This window comes from Paenibacillus sp. FSL K6-1318, from assembly GCF_037976905.1.
Classification (GTDB): Bacteria; Bacillota; Bacilli; order Paenibacillales; family Paenibacillaceae; genus Paenibacillus; species Paenibacillus amylolyticus_A.
The window spans coordinates 3,999,227-4,015,861 of sequence record NZ_CP150270.1 but is presented as its reverse complement, the minus strand read 5'-3'; the positions used below and the strand labels follow the sequence as shown (position 1 = coordinate 4,015,861).

At 43.3% G+C, this 16,635-nt stretch carries 15 protein-coding genes; 9 read left to right on the top strand and 6 right to left on the bottom strand.

The features are described 5' to 3' along the window. The first annotated feature begins 11 nt into the window (after positions 1 to 11). The 4 genes from NYE45_RS17660 to NYE45_RS17645 all read left to right on the top strand — a co-directional run bounded on the left by NYE45_RS17660 (position 12) and on the right by NYE45_RS17645 (position 6,489). Positions 12 to 1,949 carry a beta-glucoside-specific PTS transporter subunit IIABC gene (locus NYE45_RS17660; RefSeq protein WP_340013438.1) on the top strand — a complete coding sequence of 646 codons (1,938 nt, stop codon included), beginning with the start codon at positions 12 to 14 and terminating at the stop codon, positions 1,947 to 1,949. 437 nt (positions 1,950 to 2,386) lie between these two features. After that, the gene (locus tag NYE45_RS17655; RefSeq protein WP_340013436.1) at positions 2,387 to 4,300 is read left to right on the top strand and encodes a beta-glucoside-specific PTS transporter subunit IIABC; all 1,914 of its coding nucleotides are present in this window, start codon (positions 2,387 to 2,389) and stop codon (positions 4,298 to 4,300) included. A gap of 34 nt (positions 4,301 to 4,334) precedes the next feature. After that, positions 4,335 to 5,777, top strand: coding sequence for a 6-phospho-beta-glucosidase (locus NYE45_RS17650; protein WP_340013435.1), 1,443 nt, complete (start codon positions 4,335 to 4,337; stop codon positions 5,775 to 5,777). 313 nt (positions 5,778 to 6,090) lie between these two features. After that, positions 6,091 to 6,489 carry a RidA family protein gene (locus NYE45_RS17645; protein WP_076331772.1) on the top strand — a complete coding sequence of 133 codons (399 nt, stop codon included), beginning with the start codon at positions 6,091 to 6,093 and terminating at the stop codon, positions 6,487 to 6,489. A 116-nt stretch (positions 6,490 to 6,605) separates the two neighbouring features. Here the strand turns inward: NYE45_RS17645 and NYE45_RS17640 are convergent, their stop codons facing one another. Further along, entirely contained in the window at positions 6,606 to 7,763 is a 1,158-nt protein-coding gene (locus tag NYE45_RS17640; RefSeq protein ID WP_340013434.1) for a S8 family peptidase, read from the bottom strand. Positions 7,764 to 7,941: 178 nt separating this feature from the next. On the opposite strand from NYE45_RS17640, the gene NYE45_RS17635 reads away from it, so the two are divergent. Both NYE45_RS17635 and NYE45_RS17630 read left to right on the top strand, forming a co-directional pair. Next, on the top strand, positions 7,942 to 8,472 hold the full coding sequence (locus tag NYE45_RS17635) for a GNAT family N-acetyltransferase (RefSeq protein ID WP_340013432.1): 531 nt from the start codon (positions 7,942 to 7,944) through the stop codon (positions 8,470 to 8,472). An 84-nt stretch (positions 8,473 to 8,556) separates the two neighbouring features. Next, the gene (locus NYE45_RS17630; protein WP_062835027.1) at positions 8,557 to 9,417 is read left to right on the top strand and encodes a Cof-type HAD-IIB family hydrolase; all 861 of its coding nucleotides are present in this window, start codon (positions 8,557 to 8,559) and stop codon (positions 9,415 to 9,417) included. 62 nt (positions 9,418 to 9,479) lie between these two features. Here the strand turns inward: NYE45_RS17630 and NYE45_RS17625 are convergent, their stop codons facing one another. After that, a complete protein-coding gene (locus NYE45_RS17625) occupies positions 9,480 to 10,586 on the bottom strand; it encodes a hypothetical protein (RefSeq protein ID WP_340013431.1) in 1,107 nt (368 codons plus the stop codon). A 164-nt stretch (positions 10,587 to 10,750) separates the two neighbouring features. Between NYE45_RS17625 and NYE45_RS17620 the strand changes: the two genes are divergently transcribed. Further along, positions 10,751 to 10,933, top strand: coding sequence for a YjfB family protein (locus NYE45_RS17620; RefSeq protein ID WP_076331518.1), 183 nt, complete (start codon positions 10,751 to 10,753; stop codon positions 10,931 to 10,933). A 115-nt stretch (positions 10,934 to 11,048) separates the two neighbouring features. On the opposite strand, the gene NYE45_RS17615 is transcribed toward NYE45_RS17620, so the two are convergent. Beyond that, complete coding sequence (locus tag NYE45_RS17615; protein ID WP_340013429.1) at positions 11,049 to 11,681, bottom strand: DUF1963 domain-containing protein; 633 nt, start codon at positions 11,679 to 11,681, stop codon at positions 11,049 to 11,051. Positions 11,682 to 11,941: 260 nt separating this feature from the next. On the opposite strand from NYE45_RS17615, the gene NYE45_RS17610 reads away from it, so the two are divergent. Further along, positions 11,942 to 12,643: a pseudouridine synthase gene (locus NYE45_RS17610; RefSeq protein WP_340013427.1), complete on the top strand. Its 702-nt coding sequence runs from the start codon at positions 11,942 to 11,944 to the stop codon at positions 12,641 to 12,643. Positions 12,644 to 12,662: 19 nt separating this feature from the next. Here NYE45_RS17610 and NYE45_RS17605 read toward each other — a convergent pair whose 3' ends face one another. The 3 genes from NYE45_RS17605 to NYE45_RS17595 all read right to left on the bottom strand — a co-directional run bounded on the left by NYE45_RS17605 (position 12,663) and on the right by NYE45_RS17595 (position 15,782). Beyond that, on the bottom strand, positions 12,663 to 13,592 hold the full coding sequence (locus NYE45_RS17605; protein WP_340013426.1) for a DMT family transporter: 930 nt from the start codon (positions 13,590 to 13,592) through the stop codon (positions 12,663 to 12,665). After that, positions 13,589 to 14,440 carry an AraC family transcriptional regulator gene (locus NYE45_RS17600; RefSeq protein WP_340013424.1) on the bottom strand — a complete coding sequence of 284 codons (852 nt, stop codon included), beginning with the start codon at positions 14,438 to 14,440 and terminating at the stop codon, positions 13,589 to 13,591. The genes NYE45_RS17605 and NYE45_RS17600 overlap by 4 nt, the downstream gene beginning before the upstream one ends. Positions 14,441 to 14,666: 226 nt before the next feature. Beyond that, positions 14,667 to 15,782, bottom strand: coding sequence for an NADH:flavin oxidoreductase (locus NYE45_RS17595; protein WP_340013423.1), 1,116 nt, complete (start codon positions 15,780 to 15,782; stop codon positions 14,667 to 14,669). A 222-nt stretch (positions 15,783 to 16,004) separates the two neighbouring features. Between NYE45_RS17595 and NYE45_RS17590 the strand changes: the two genes are divergently transcribed. Beyond that, the gene (locus NYE45_RS17590) at positions 16,005 to 16,586 is read left to right on the top strand and encodes a TetR/AcrR family transcriptional regulator (protein WP_340013422.1); all 582 of its coding nucleotides are present in this window, start codon (positions 16,005 to 16,007) and stop codon (positions 16,584 to 16,586) included. The last annotated feature ends 49 nt before the right edge of the window (positions 16,587 to 16,635 follow it).

The following is a 16,635-nucleotide window of genomic DNA, read 5'->3' as shown; positions in this document are numbered from 1 at the left end:
AAAACAACTTCATGAAACACGAGCAATTAGCTAAAGACATTCTGTCTGGCGTTGGTGGTAAACAGAACATTAACAGCGTGGTGCACTGTGCGACCAGACTTCGTTTCAAATTAAAAAATGACGGTAATGCCAAAACAGACGATCTCAAAAATCTGCCCGGAGTCATAACGGTAATGCAAAGCGGGGGACAATATCAGGTTGTTGTAGGTAACGAAGTGTCTGATGTGTATAAAGCCTTGCTACAGGTTGGTAATATGAATGCGGATGAACCGGTCTCAAGTGATGAGTCTGAATCTTACGGTAAAAAAGAAAGTCTTCTGGGTCGGTTTATCGACTTGATCTCAGGTGTATTTACACCAATTCTCGGCTTGCTAGCTGCAACAGGGATGATCAAAGGTTTCCTGTCCATGTTTACTTCTCTCGAATGGCTGGACCCGGCTTCAGGGACATATCAGTTGTTGAATGCTGCAGGTGACTGTCTGTTCTACTTCTTCCCAATCTTCCTGGGTTACACAGCAATGAAAAAATTCGGTGGATCTCCATTCCTCGGGATGGCCATTGGAGCATCACTTGTATATCCGACCTTATCCGGTCTTAGCGGTGGAGAACCGTTGTATACGCTATTTACAGGCACATTGTTTGAATCACCGATTCATATCACGTTCCTGGGCATTCCCGTTATCTTGATGAGTTATTCCTCATCTGTAATTCCGATTATTATTGCAGCTTATTTTGGAGCAAAAGTAGAAGCGTTCTTCAAAAAGATCATCCCATCTGTTGTAAGAACGTTCCTCACGCCATTCTTTACGATTCTGATTGTTGTTCCAGTAACATTCCTCTTGATTGGTCCAATTGCAACATGGGCAAGTCAGCTGATTGGTGCGGGCGTATCGGGCATCTATGACTTGAGTCCGTTGGTAACAGGTATTGTTGTTGGTGGATTGTGGCAAGTATTGGTTATCTTCGGGTTACACTGGGGTATCGTACCAATCATGCTGCTCAATCTGTCCACACTGAAAGCAGATCCGATTCTGGCTATGATGTTTGCAGCTTCCTTTGCTCAGATTGGTGCTGTTCTTGGCGTCATGCTTAAAACGAAAAATACCAAACTCAAATCACTGGGTGTTCCTGCCTTTGTGTCCGGGATTTTCGGTGTAACTGAGCCTGCTATCTATGGTCTTACTTTGCCACTGAAAAAACCATTTATTATGAGTTGTATTTCTTCTGCAGTAGCTGGTGGTATTATTGGATTCGCTGGTTCCAAAATGTTTGTGTTTGCTTCAGGCATCTTCGGTGTTCCAGCGCTGATTAGTCCGACAGCAGGCATTAACTATGAATTCTGGATGGCTATGATTGCCACAGTTATTGCTTTTGTACTCAGCTTTGTTCTCGTTTATTTCGTAGGATTCAAAGATCCTGCTAATCCGGAAACTGCCAAACAGACTCCGGAACCGGTAAAAGAAGAGAAGGCTGCACTTGAGCCTAATCCCAATAATCGTTACGAAATTGCCAGCCCGATGACGGGTGATGTGGTTCCTTTGCAAGAAATTAATGATGCTACATTTGCTGGTGAACATATGGGTAAAGGTATTGCTATTCGCCCAACCAGTGGGAGAGTTGTATCCCCGATTAATGGTGTTGTACAGACGATTTACCGTACCAAACATGCGATTGGTCTTGTAGATGATCAAGGTGTAGAGATTCTGATCCATATCGGTCAGGATACGGTACAGCTTAAAGGTCAGCATTTCACTGCACATGTGAAGGACGGGGATCGTGTGAATGTTGGCGATCTGATCGTTGAATTCGATCTGCAGGCCATTATTGACGCGGGATACGAGACGGTAACACCGATTATTGTAACCAATACGGCTGATTATTTGGACGTGGTTGGTACGACAGATCGTAAAGTGCAAGAGAAGGATAAATTGATTACGGTTATTGGTTAATTCTACTTCAGTGCGCAATTATATGAGAATAGAATGTAATACAGGGACAACTTCGATGCTTTTGAAGTTGTCCTTTTTCTCGTTTTCGACAGCTTAAATTTATTTTGTAATGTCATAAAAATAAGTGTTGCAAATGTAGTTCAGATGTACTATGATGAGTTCAAGAAGTAAGCGCATACATCAATCGGGTTGTAACTGTTCAATCAGGCAATTCCGACCACCATGGTCTCAAGATTGATTGCAACTTACTTTAGTTAATGAAGTAACTGAATACCAATGTGTACAGCCTTACAGGGTTGCAACCGTTAAGGGCAAAACCTGAATTGCTGAATAACACGACTGATTTCCGGATGTTCCGGTACGTTGTGTATGTTCAGTAGTTCAGGTTTTCTTTGTTTCAAAAGCATGGGGAGTTTACTTAGAGAGGGAGAATTACAATGAGCAACTACGATCAATTGGCTAAGGATATTCTGACACGTGTAGGTGGTCGTGAGAATGTAAACAGTGTATTCCATTGTGTAACAAGACTGCGGTTTAAACTGAAAAATGAAAGCGTAGCCAAAACAGAAGAACTTAAAAATCTGCCAGGTGTTATTACCGTTATGCAAAGTGGTGGACAATATCAAGTCGTTATCGGCAATGAAGTGCCGGATGTATATAAAGCAGTCGTTAAAGCGGGGAATTTCCCGAGCGAAGGTCAGTTTGAAGAGGAAGCAGACAACTCAGGCAAGAAAGTTGGATTGTTCAGTCGATTTATCGACATGATCTCCGGTGTGTTCACACCTCTGCTCGGTTTGCTGGCTGCAACAGGTATGATCAAAGGTTTCACAGCCATGTTTGTAGCATTTGGATGGATCGAAAATACATCAGGAACATACCATTTGCTGAATGCACTTGGTGATTCACTGTTCTACTTCTTCCCGATCTTCCTTGGATACACGGCAATCAAGAAATTTGGGGGTTCACCGTTCCTGGGTATGGCGATAGGTGCTTCGTTAGTGTATCCTACGCTGTCCGGTTTGACTGCAGGAGATCCACTATACACTTTGTTCACAGGTACATTGTTTGAATCACCAATTCACATTACGTTCTTAGGTATCCCGGTAATATTGATGACGTATTCAACATCGGTTATCCCGATCATTATTGCTACGTTCTTCGCTGTTAAGATTGAAAGATTCTTCAAAAACATCATTCCTAAAGTCGTTAGCACATTTTTGGTTCCATTCTTCACTTTGCTCGTGATTGTTCCGGTAACCTTCATTGTAATTGGTCCAATTGCCACTTGGGCAGGTCAATTAGTTGGTGCAGGTACAACAAGTATCTATGAATTGAGTCCAATTATTACAGGTTTGGTTCTGGGCGGATTCTGGCAAGTGCTAGTACTGTTTGGACTTCACTGGGGACTTGTACCGGTTATGCTTCTGAACTTAAGTACATCGGGGGCTGATCCAGTTCTTGCAATGTCCTTCGGCGCTTCCTTTGCCCAAACGGGTGCAGTACTTGCAGTTCTGCTCAAAACAAAAAATTCGAAGTTGAAATCATTAAGCATTCCAGCGTTTATTTCCGGTATATTCGGTGTAACTGAGCCGGCAATCTATGGTGTAACTCTTCCGTTGAAAAAGCCGTTTATCATGAGTTGTATTGGTGGTGCTGTCGGTGGTGGTATTTTAGGATGGGCAGGCTCAAAGCTTTACGTCTTTGGTGGACTGGGTATCTTCGGTATTCCAAGCTTTATCAACAAAGAAGCAGGTCCTGATTCCGGATTCTATATGTCCATCGTTGCAGTATTGGTAGCATTCATCGTTGGTTTTGTCTTGACGTACGTGTTTGGATTCAAAGACAAAGTAGAAGCTACACCAGCTCCAGCACCTGTACTTGATCCAAATCCGAATAGCAGATACGAAATCGTAAGCCCAATGGCTGGTGAAGTCGTTGCACTGAAAGAAATTAATGACATAACATTTGCAGGAGAGCACATGGGTAAAGGGATTGCGATTCGTCCAACCAGCGGTAGAGTGGTATCTCCAATCACCGGTATTGTACAAACCGTATATCGTACCAAACATGCCATTGGTCTTGTAAGCGATGATGGTGTAGAGATGCTGATCCATATTGGACAGGATACGGTAAAACTGAAAGGTCAACATTTTACAACACATGTGAAAGACGGAGACCGTGTTAACGCAGGTGACCTGATTGTTGAGTTTGATCTGCAAGCGATTAAGGATGCAGGGTATGAGACGGTTACACCGATCATTGTCACTAATACTTCAAAATATCTGGACGTTGTAGGAACGAAAGATGCATCCGTTCATGAGAAAGATAAATTAATCACGGTATTAAGCTAATTAAAATTACAGATGGCTTAGGAGGAACTCCTCAATGAATGAAAAGTTTACAGCCTTCCCGGAGAATTTTCTCTGGGGAGGAGCAACCGCAGCGAATCAATTGGAAGGCGCTTATCTGGAAGGTGGTAAAGGTTTAACAACCGTAGATCTGATTCCGATTGGTGCCAATCGATGGAATATTGCTCTGGGTAACCTGGATTCGTATGAACCCAAAGCAGGAGAATTCTATCCTTCCCATGAAGCCATTGACTTCTATCATCGATATAAGGAAGATATTGCGTTATTTGCAGAAATGGGATTCAAGTGCCTCAGGCTTTCCGTTGCCTGGGCACGGATCTTCCCTAATGGCGATGAAGCAGAGCCGAACGAAGCAGGTTTACAATTTTATGATGATGTCTTCGATGAGTTATTGAAATACAATATAGAACCTGTCGTGACGATCTGTCATTTCGATGTACCTGTACATCTGGTTGAGACTTACGGCGGTTGGAAGAATCGCAAGATGGTCGGTTTCTTTGAGAAATATGCGACAACGCTATTCAATCGATACAAGAACAAAGTGAAGTACTGGATGACGTTTAATGAGATCAACATGTTGCTGCATCTTCCGTACATTGGAGCGGGCATTGTTCTGCAGGATGGTGAAGACAAAGAACAGGTTCTGTATCAGGCAGCACATCATGAGTTGGTAGCAAGTTCACTTGCTGTTAAGGCTTGTCATGAGATTATTCCTGGTGCACAGATCGGCTGTATGTTAGCCGCTGGAATGGTCTATCCATACAGCTCTAACCCGGATGACGTGTGGAAAGCCATGGAGAAAGATCGCGAGTCATTCTTCTTCATCGACGTGCAGTCGAAGGGAGCATATCCGGGATATACAAAAAGATTTTTTAGGGAAAATGACATTCGGATTGAAATGCAACCCGAAGATGCAGATATCTTGATGCAGAATACGGTCGACTATATCGGTTTTAGCTACTATGCGAGCCGGTGTACAAGTACGGACCCTGAGATATTGAAGGATTCGACAGAAGGCAATGTATTTGGTTCAGTGAAGAACCCGTATCTGCAAGCATCCGAGTGGGGATGGACCATTGATCCTAAGGGACTCCGCATTACATGTAATCAGCTATATGATCGCTATGGCAAACCTTTGTTTATCGTAGAAAATGGACTTGGGGCAACCGATGTGTTGCTAGACAATGACTCTGTTGAAGATGACTATCGCATCGAGTATTTAAATAGTCATTTTGCCGAGATGGCTGAAGCGATTCAAGATGGGGTAGAACTTCTGGGTTACACGAGCTGGGGACCGATCGACCTGGTGAGTGCGGGTACCGGAGAGATGAAGAAACGTTATGGCTATATCTATGTAGACAGAAATAATGATGGTACGGGCACACTTCGCAGAGTGAAAAAGAAGAGTTTTCACTGGTACAAAGATGTCATTGCGAGTAATGGTGCACAATATTTCTGATACAAGGTGTTCGACGCTATAGAATAAACAAAGAGCAGTCTCGTTACTACGGGATTGCTCCTTGTTTATGAGGGATGAATTTGACCCATGATATGACCTTTAGATATAATAAATAAATCAAGAGAATCTTGTCACTTAAGAAGGGAGGAGCATCCACTCATGAAGAAAAAATCACTTGCGTTTATATCTTCGGGATATGGATACTCCACTGCTGTCTTTTTCTAGAATCTATTCCAAGGGTGAGGTCTGCCCAAAATCGGAAGAAAACTAGGAAATAATGCAGAAAAATCTTAGGAATGACGAGGTAATCCAAATGAATATTGACAAAATCACTAGAAAAAATCCAGCCAATATGCCAGCTCCTGTAGGTCAGTACACGCATATTACAAGAATCCCGAGGAATGCAGAATTATTTGTGACTTCGGGTCAAATTGGAGCAGATCGTAGTGGACTTTTTCCAGAGAGTCTGAATGAGCAAGTCACTAATACATTTAATAATATTAAAACAGTGCTCGAATCGGAGCATTTAGATGCTGAACATATTATCAAAGTTAACGTATGGGCAACCGAGAAAATCGATTGGGATTTCTTATATGCCGAGTGGGGACAATTATTTAGTACGGATTATCCTGCAATGACGATTGGATATATTACGGAGTTAGGTCTACCAGAAATTAAAATTGAAATAGAGCTTTGGGCAGCAAAAGTTTAACAAGGAATACTTTCTAACCAAAAGAAGGAGCATCTCACTTACAGATGCCCCTTCTTTTTTTATTCGTGATAATGGAAAGGAAATGCCTTGAGCAATCATGAGCGATAGTAGGTGTATTATGGTACCTGCAAGCTCTGATAGGCATTGAGTCGTCCGTACGTCCAGTAGATGCCAGAGCCTGATACCGGATCGGAAGCGAAACAGAGTGCATCCCGTATCTGGGCATTCGTTTTACCCTGTGCAGCGAGCAATGCAGCCGCTCCAGCCACATGCGGTGCAGCCATAGATGTTCCGCTAAGGTAGGCATAGGAACCGCCTAGATATGTGGATAATATGGTATCCCCCGGTGCAGCCATATCAACCCAGGAGCCGTAGTTGGAGAAATTGGATTTGAGATCGGAAGGGTTAGTTGAAGCAACAGCGATCACGTTAGGATACGATGCAGGTACAATCGGGAATGATGTGTTGTCGTTACCTGCTGCAGCAATAATCACAGCTCCCCGATCCCAAGCATACTGTACCGCAGCTTGAAGGAAAGCATCTCCCATCGGACCACCGAGGCTCAGGTTAACTACTTGTACACCGTTATTGGCAGCATAGACAAGCCCATTTCCGACATTCCCTACCGTTCCTTGCCCATTGTTATCCAGTACCCGGAGCGGAACGATGGATGCGAGTGGTGCAACACCTGCGATACCCACACCATTGTTGGTAACGGAGGCAGCGATCCCAGCTACATGGGTGCCGTGACCGTTCCCGTCCTCAGGGATGTTATCATAATCAACATAATCGTAACCGGGGAGGAGCTTGGAGGCCAATTCAGGGTGGTTCAGCTGTACACCGGTATCGATAATGGCGATTTTGACAGAGCTGTTGCTCTGAGTAATATCCCATGCAGCAGGTGCATTGATTTTTGGCAGGTTATACTGGTAAGGAAAGAAAGGATCATTAGGGGTGAAAGAGGCCTCAACGAGGTAATTGGGCTCTACATGTTCAATTAACTCATGATCTTTGTAATGTTTCAGCATCCGGTGCATTTTTTTGCGAGATTCCACACGGTACCATCCTAAATCCTCATAAGTTTCGGCGACCTTACATTTTCCTTTTTTATGAAAGGTGTGCATTTCATCTGAGGTCGTACCTTCCTTGAATTTGACTAAGAGTTTCTTGGGAGCATGAGGATGAAACTTGCTCTCTGCACGATGGTCCAGATAACGATATGCAAATCCGATTGCTAGCATAATGATAGCAAAAGCACCTAACCATAACCACATGAGCGTTCCCCCTCTAATATAGTTTGTGACACGCCTTATCGTATGCGAACTCTATCAGAATGCGCGGGCACTCTTTCAATTTGGTTTGTAGTGTAGATAGATTGATAGGGCGGGACAAATTCGGTAAGATGAAATGAAGAGAGCGGATTCTTAGCTCCTAATATAGAGGATAAGGAATGTGGAATTTTTGACACAACTTCAGATTATACCGACAGTAGTAGCTGTTCAGGAACAGCAGGTTCATGATACCATTGATTTTGCCATGCGTGTACGTAGAGAAGTATTTCCCATGATGGATCATACAAGATTGCCTATAGACTTCGAGCAGTTCAGAGAACATTATCTGGACTCAGATGATGCGATCTTTCTTGTTGCACAGATGGGGGATGCGGGCATCGTCGGGTCTATTGGGATTTTGCCATATGATGGACGCATTGAAGCCGTGGAAGGACGATATGAAGCTCAGTCTGCAGCTGAAATAGTGAAATGTTATGTGGATCCTGCATACCGCAGATATGGCATTGGTTCGATGCTGGTAAATGAACTGGAGAATGCAGTAAAGGATATGCACTATACGACACTTTATCTGCATACACATCGCTTCTTGCCAGGAGCCGTAGATTTTTGGAAACGCCAAGGGTTTACGGTTATTGCTGAACAGGAGGATGACTGGCAAACCGTACATATGGACAAGTTGGTAGGTAAGTGACCATTGGTAATTTTGTACAAGGAAAATGCCTATCGACACTCGCTCGATTAGACATAGACAACATACATGATGGGGGCTACACAGATGAACGAAACGAAGCGAAAAATTGTTTTTATTGATATTGATGGCACATTGGTTGACGATGACGGAAGTATTCCGTTGTCAGCACAGAAAGCTTGCAAACAGGCACGTGAAAATGGGCATCTGCTCTATTTGTGTACAGGTCGATCCAAAGCAGAAATCTATGATTCCATCTGGGATGTTGGATTCGACGGTCTGATTGGTGCAGGTGGGGGCTATGTGGAATTTGGTAAGGACGTGCTTTATCACAAAAGGGTGACAGCGGAAGATGTTCGACACATGGTCGATTTCTTCAATGAACACGGCATTGACTTCTACCTTGAATCCAATTCGGCTCTGTATGCAAGTAGCAATCTTCAACCTCACCTGGAACGCCGTATCTATGGCGATGTGGAGAACGACCCTGTAGCCAGAGAGAAGAAGGAGCTGAAACCGCACCCGTTTATTGCCGGATTGACGTATGGAGAAGCGGATCTGTATAAAGATGACGTTAACAAGGTGTGTTTTCTTGAGAGCTCGGTGATCCCGTTTGAGCGAATCAAGCAGGAGTTTGAAGGCAAATTCGAAGTCATTCAGTGCACCGTACCGATCTTTGGTGAAGGAAGTGGTGAGCTGATGATCCCTGGTATTCACAAAGCGATTGCGATCGCTGATCTGCTGGAACATCTGGGCATGTCACAGCAAGATACATTCGCCATTGGCGATGGCATGAATGATGCTGAGATGCTGGAATTTTGTAACGTCGGAATTGCCATGGGTAATGCGAAGCCTGGTCTGAAAGTCATTGCAGATGATATTACTGGAACAGTTGAGGAAGATGGATTGTATCACAGTTTTGTGAAGTATGGGTTGATTGAGGGGTAGTGCTTAAAGGATTCACTAATGAACAGCTAATAAAAAGAGAGCAACCTAGTTGCTCTCGAAGTTTAGTAATCGGACCATGAATATATTTGTCCATTGTAAAAGGTTACGTAGGTATTTCCGTAGACCCAAATATCAATAGAACCTAATGAACTAGTAGAGTTACTGGTTCTATTTGGGTTCCCCCAAGAAAATAACACTTGATCATACGTCATCCCTAATTTGATCTTATGTTGACTAATAAGTTTCCAGACGTTTGAAGACCAGTCTGGGTAATCTTTTTTAGGATCATTGTCATAGAACAACCCATTAATAAAATCATTTGGATCGTCTGTAACAGGCAACTTGAACGTAATTGACTTCCCACTAGCTCTTTTGGCTTTCACAATAACATTATTTTTTTTAATATCAACGGAAATGATTTTTATTTTTTCTAAATGATAAAGTGGATTTGAAGAGGGTAAATTATTTTTGTTAGCCCAATATTCGCCCCCCTTAAAAGCGATATGTATGAAATGTTCGTAATCAAAATAATAACAAAAATTAGAAAATCCAATGTCTTTATATATGTATTCTGTAACGGTCTTTCCATTTGCTGATTGTATAGTTACTTCCGTGAGTTGATAAAGTTGCGTCATGCCGACGATCCAGCCAGGTTGATCTAGTGCATAAGAATATACTTTTTCTCCAAAAACTGAACGATATGCTTTGGGGACACTAAGGACTCCGTTCTTTAATTTCTTAGTCCGTGTTGCCCCATCCTCGTCTCCCCACATAAATGCAACCATTAAATCATCTTCATTACTACCTGAGTAGCCGGAAACTTTTAGAAACTTCTCGTACGATATGTAGGTTATTCCTTTGTACAAAATGGTATCTTTCTTACTTACTTGTTCTTTCTTTCGTTTGGTTTTGACTTCAAATCCATTTCCTATAGCAATAAGTGAACCGATTTGTTTGAACATTTTGATGGGAATGTAGATGGTACCATTATCTGCTAGATATGCTTGATCTTTGGAACTCGCAAGCTTTCCATCAATAAAAATAGTGTATTCAATATCACGGTAGGACTCAGTTAGAGGATTACCAGCCGCTAACGTGTGGGGTGGAAGTAATACGAAAAGTAAACTAAAACTAATAAAAATAAAGATCAATTTCTTAAAACTCTTCATTACAAGTCTCTCCTTTAATTTTTTTCACCTTAAAACTATAGCATGAAGCTAACAGCCATAACAGGTAATTATTTGCTTGATCTGCTTTGTTCAACATTTACTCCTCACTATCCGATATATAATAAGTACATCTATGTGATCAGACAGCGAAAGGAGTGCAGAACATGGATATTGCAGCATTATCAATGGCAATGAGCCAAGCTTCAGTAGTACAATCGGCAAGCTTGCAAGTGATGTCGATTACGAAAGACATGGCGCAGCAGCAAGGTCAGCAGATGGCGGAAATGTTGAAGTCAGTACCTGCTCCTCACCCTAATCTGGGTAGCAGTCTGGATATTTCAGTTTAGACAGATTAGAAGGATGCATTCTTGTGAAAACATTGCAGCAAGCAAAGCCCAAACAGCTCCAATTCTAACGAATTGAGGCCGTTTGGGTTGTTTATTTTTCAATTCGGAGCAGATCCTAAGAAGCCTGTACGAAAAATAGTCCATCCAATGGTGCTTCAGCAGAGGCAGGACCTTTTCGCAAAAATAAATAACCGTTGGCATCAGAGAGTCCCAATATGTCCTGATAGGGCTCGGGAAAATCTGCGGAATAAACCTGGCATATTAGTTGATAATGAGTTAACAAATGATCGATTCCATTGATTCCGTTGGGTAAAGTTGAGGTGAAGAACGAAAAGGCAGGGAAATCCTGCTCCGCTAATGACGTTTCAGAGAAACGCACTCCACTTAAAGGGATGCACTCTGCGGGACCTACAGTAGTGTGCGGTTGTGAAGTTACGGATACATAGGTACATCCGGCCAGTATATTTTCGTTCCATTCCAGCTCATCTCCTGTGTATGTCACCTGATCCAGAAAGTATTCTGTAGCCGAATAGGTAGAGAAGACCGAGATGTACATGTCTGCTGGCAAAGTAGGGATATGAACATGCTGCAAGAGTTTCTTGCAATCAATGGAGAATAGATGTAACAAGGGCTGTCCTTCCGGATTGAGGGGCCATTCTTGAATGTATGCCTGTTCTCCGCCAATCCACATACCAGCGTTTTGGTTCGGATGATCAGGATCAACTGTAATTTGAGTCACGTTGTACATGGAAAACTCCTTCTTTTCTCGTAATGTCGCGCTTCGTGTCATAGTAACAATAGAGTGTAGAACGTACTTTTTTGGGGTTGCTCAATATCTTTTTGCCTTATTGATGTACTTTTGGATAACAATCCATTGCTTCGTTACATTATAAGTGAGATGATGTGGAATGAAAATCAGTACAAGGTACTAACTCATTAGACGAAGTGAATGAACGTACCAGCACTTAATGAACTAGTGGCAATACTATAGATGAGAAGCGGTGACACATGTTAATTAACAAATACATAAGTGAAACGGGATTCTGCTCCCGCAGGGAAACGAACCGATTAATTGCAGCTGGACGCATAACGATCAATGGCAGGGTATGTGAAAAAGGGGCCGAAGTTGAACCTCACGATGTGGTCCTCATTGATGGCAAGGAGATACCTCGTGATGACAGCGAACCTGTCTATATTGCTCTGAATAAACCCATCGGTATTGTCTGCACAGCAGCAGAACATGTGGAGGGGAACATCATTCAATATATAAATTATCCTTCTCGCATATTTGCGATAGGCAGGCTGGATAAGGCATCTGAAGGGTTGATTTTGCTTACGAATGATGGGGGAATTGTGAACAAAATGATGCGTTCGGAGCACAACCATGATAAAGAATATGTAGTGACCGTAGACAAACCCGTAACAGACGAATTTATAAAGTTCATGTCCGAAGGGGTTGAAATTCTGGACGTGGTGACCAAGCCCTGCGAAGTGTATAGGCAAAGTGAAGACGTATTTCGTATTATTTTGACACAGGGTCTCAACCTGCAGATTCGCAGAATGTGCAAAGCCTTGGGGTATCGAGTGTTAAAGCTGGAGCGCGTGCGAATTATGAATATTACGCTGGATCAACTGGAGCGTGGGCAATGGCGTCATTTGGAGCAAGAGGAACTGGAGATTCTGCTGTCTCAATTGAATGAGATAAAATGAGTAAAAAATGAAGCAAACACTAACCGCTGCGCGGATTAGTGTTTTTGCTGTTGAGCTTGTTTCCTGTTCGCTCTGAAATGTAAGAACCGAATAAGGTTAAGAACGCCCCGAGCAGGATGACCCAGGTTATCTGTTCCCGAAGAATGATCGCAGATGACACCACTGTAATAACAGGTACCAGATAGATATATACACTCGCTTTAATAGCTCCAAGAAGACTCACGGTTCGGTTCCAGGTTACGAAACACAAAGCCGAGGCACCCAGACCGAGGTAGAGGAAATTGGAGAGATTGGTCATATTCTTAAAACGGCCAAGATCCAAATGGAAGTCAGACAGGAACAAAGCTGGCAGTATCAAGACTAAGCCATAGAAGAACACTTTGCGTGTGGCACCGATGGTGTGATAGGGAAGCTCGCCAATTTTTCGCATCAATACAGAGTATATCGCCCATACCGCAGGTGCTATGAAAGCAAGCAGATCACCTACCGGATTCAGTTGCAGAACGAAACTGCCGTTCAGGGCGATGAGTAGGATGCCGCTCAAGGCAATCCCGAATCCGATGATAAAGCGGCGCGTTAACTTCTCACCATCCAGGAAGAAATGTGCGAGCACGGCAGTGAAGAATGGGGCAATAGAGACAATAACACCCACATTGGAAGCTGTTGTGTACACCAGTGCTACATTTTCAATGAGAAAATATAACGTCACCCCGCATAGACCTGCTCCGATAAATAGCCATTCTTCTCTGAATGAGGCGATCCGCAGTGAACGTGGATAGATCAGCAACAGTACCAAATACCCGATCAGAAAGCGGAAAAATAGAATTTCCACTGGAGTAAAGTCAATCAACAGAACCTTCGTCGAGACAAAAGTAGTTCCCCAGATCAAGATGGTAAACAAGGCAAGCAAATGTCCGGTAGAAACTTTGGTATTATGATGACTCGTCATACGATATGATTGATGGTTCGTTTCGGCTCGACATCATGATTGAAGATACGTCTGTATTGCTTGGGCGTCAGGCCAATCAGTTTTTTGAAAAAATTCGTAAAGTGGCTTTGATCGCTAAACCCTGTCTGTGCTGCCACTTCAATCGGAAGCTGGCCTTGTTCCAACAGTCGTTTGGCTTGATTAATGCGAATCGTCTCCAGATAACGGTAAGGGGATATCCCTTTCTGGCGAGTGAATAAACGCAGCAGGTGATACTTGCTCATCTCCGTCAAGTCGGCTAACTCGTTCAACGAGATGCTCTCCATATAATGAGATTCTATGTAATCACATATGCGCCTTATCTCTGTAGTAACGTCCTGTGTGGAAACAGGTGGTTCCGCATCCGAATAATCTCGCAGCAATTGATCTAGCAAAAAGAGTAACAATTCTTCCTTATAGAAATCCGATTGCTCCTCTAGAATCATCTGATGCAGCTCATGCAGGGAACCAACAAGTTCACTCTGGTAGAGAACAGGGGATGTAAACCGGGGCAAGTAAGCTTGTCCGGTAATTTCTCTCACATACTCTCGCATGACCTCAGGCTGGACGTTAATACAGCGATAGTCGAAGGTGCTTCCGTCGATCTGTTCGCAGGCATGAGGGTCCTGTGGATTAAAGACTATGATATCTCCACTATTCAAAATATATTCTTCGTTGTTGCAGACGAGGTGTCGCTTGCCTTGCTCAATAAATCCAATGACATAATAGTCATGAAAATGATTGGGGAATTTCTGCATGATGCCTTCAAATTGATAAGCTTCTAGCTGTAGATCGGTATCAAATACCACAGTCCGAACTTCCCGAGTCATGATGCACCTTCTTTCTGGTATGTTAACGTCATTATAGGAGGTAAAGAAGGCTTTTTCTTGAACGATATTGCTATTGCTCGAAGTGTCTGATCGGACAGGGTTACTCCAAAACAGAATACCCGCAATCCCGGAGGGAAAGCGAGCCCTTTGCTTAGTATAGTTGATTCATGAGTTCAAACCTATATATATGGGACAAAAAAATGTCAGGAACAATAAGGAATTGTCCTTAGTGTAACGTAGCCAGTGCTTCAGGTGAAAAAGACTGAATTTCAGATATACGGCCTTCACGCATTTTGGCAGCCCATGCAGGATCACCAAGAAGCGCACGTCCCACAGCCACCAGATCAAATTCCTGTTGATCGAAACGTATCATAAGTTCGCTCATACCTGGATGTGTTGCTTTATCTGCTCCTGCTTCAGGTTCATCGGGCATACCCACAGAACCGACGGTAATGGTGGTTTGACCACTCAGCTTCCGTACCCAACCTGCAAATCCAAGCTCAGATCCTTCGAACTCGGGCTCCCAGAAGCGTCGTGTGGAGCAGTGGAAGATATCTACACCAGCGTCAACCAGCAAACGAAGGAATTGTTCCAGTTGTTCGGGTGTGTCGAACAGTCTGGCTTGATAATCATTCATCTTCCATTGGGAGATCCGCATGGCAATAGGGAAATCAGGGCCTACCGCAGCACGGACTGCCTTAACAAGTTCAACCGCGAATTGAGTTCGTTTCTCAAGGTTGCCACCGTAGCGGTCTGTTCTGTTATTCGTCGTTTTCCAGAAAAACTGATCGATTAGAAAACCGTGCGCACCGTGAAGCTCAATTCCGTCAAAACCAATGCTTTGCGCATTGGCCGCTGCATCGGCATAAGCTTGAATCACTGTTGTGATCTCTTCCTCCGTCATAGGTGCACTTACCTGAGTACCCTCCATATCGAGTCCTGATGGACTAAGCGACGCGGCTTCCGGGTGCGGTTGAGATCCTGAAGGACGGACAATGCCCATATGTAGAACTTGCGGGAAAATCTTGCCGCCGGCTTCATGGACTTGCTTGACCACTTCAGCCCAGCCTTGAAGAGCTGCTTCTCCATACATATGAGGGATTCTAGGCTCACTTGATGCTGATGGATGCTCAATCGTCGCACCTTCTGTAATAATGAGTCCAACACCATGCTCGGCGCGTCGGCGATAGTATGCAGCTACATCGGGGCCTGGGACACCATCCGGGGAAAAGGCACGAGCCATGGGGGACATGATGATGCGCGAGGACAGGGTTAATTTTTTAACCGTGTATGGTTGAAACAGAAACTCCGTAGAAATAACGTTATGTTGTTGATTACTCAAACTAAGCACCTCCATTATTGTGCACCTTCAAGTGGTACGAGTGCAATCTTAACAAGGTCTATAGGCATGCTCAACCAACAATCGGAGCATTTTGTTGCTTAAGCGAAAGACACTGATTATTGTATGGTGTCTTTGTACTTACTTTCACTTGTTGAACAAATAACACTTATCTATAATGAAGGAGTCTAACCAAATATTTTGTGTACAAAGGAGGATTGGTACATGTCTGGTGTATTGTCTCCAAACTCGAATGATCCGCGTGTGATTCGCACGCGTCAATTAATTCTTGATGCGTTTTTAAACCAATTGAATCTTAAAAATTTCAACAGCATTACGATTCAAAACATTACGGAACAAGCCACAATTAACAGGGCTACATTCTACGCCCATTTTCAGGATAAATATGCACTGCTTGAAGCCTTGTTATCGGATGCTTTTATGGAATATGTAACGAAAAGGGTGGACCCGGATGCCCGGTTATCAGCCGAAACCATACAGCAGCTTATACTTTCATTATGTGACTATCACGTCTCAAGTAATGGATGCATCAAAAAATATGAGACGGTTGCACCAATTATTGAAGAGAACATCAAGACTCAACTGGAGCAATTCCTTCTTGAATTAATGAGCAAAGTAGCGGGGGATGTAGATCCCAAAACGCTGAAAATTACGGCAACCATGCTAAGCTGGTCGATCTATGGATTGACCTATCGATGGAACATTGAAGGCGGGCAGGAATCCCCTGCTGAATTAGCCAACAGAGTGGTCCCCTATATGATGGGCGGATTGGAATTGTTGAATTAACTTCATTTAACGAAATTACATTTACTATTCGAATGGACATGGGAGGAAT

Coding starts and splice junctions, on each gene's coding strand:
- NYE45_RS17660 (WP_340013438.1), top strand. CDS start 12: ATGAAACACGAGCAATTAGCTAAAGACATTCTGTCTGGCGTTGGTGGT.
- NYE45_RS17655 (WP_340013436.1), top strand. CDS start 2,387: ATGAGCAACTACGATCAATTGGCTAAGGATATTCTGACACGTGTAGGT.
- NYE45_RS17650 (WP_340013435.1), top strand. CDS start 4,335: ATGAATGAAAAGTTTACAGCCTTCCCGGAGAATTTTCTCTGGGGAGGA.
- NYE45_RS17645 (WP_076331772.1), top strand. CDS start 6,091: ATGAATATTGACAAAATCACTAGAAAAAATCCAGCCAATATGCCAGCT.
- NYE45_RS17640 (WP_340013434.1), bottom strand. CDS start 7,763: ATGTGGTTATGGTTAGGTGCTTTTGCTATCATTATGCTAGCAATCGGA.
- NYE45_RS17630 (WP_062835027.1), top strand. CDS start 8,557: ATGAACGAAACGAAGCGAAAAATTGTTTTTATTGATATTGATGGCACA.
- NYE45_RS17625 (WP_340013431.1), bottom strand. CDS start 10,586: ATGAAGAGTTTTAAGAAATTGATCTTTATTTTTATTAGTTTTAGTTTA.
- NYE45_RS17620 (WP_076331518.1), top strand. CDS start 10,751: ATGGATATTGCAGCATTATCAATGGCAATGAGCCAAGCTTCAGTAGTA.
- NYE45_RS17615 (WP_340013429.1), bottom strand. CDS start 11,681: ATGTACAACGTGACTCAAATTACAGTTGATCCTGATCATCCGAACCAA.
- NYE45_RS17610 (WP_340013427.1), top strand. CDS start 11,942: ATGTTAATTAACAAATACATAAGTGAAACGGGATTCTGCTCCCGCAGG.
- NYE45_RS17605 (WP_340013426.1), bottom strand. CDS start 13,592: ATGACGAGTCATCATAATACCAAAGTTTCTACCGGACATTTGCTTGCC.
- NYE45_RS17600 (WP_340013424.1), bottom strand. CDS start 14,440: ATGACTCGGGAAGTTCGGACTGTGGTATTTGATACCGATCTACAGCTA.
- NYE45_RS17590 (WP_340013422.1), top strand. CDS start 16,005: ATGTCTGGTGTATTGTCTCCAAACTCGAATGATCCGCGTGTGATTCGC.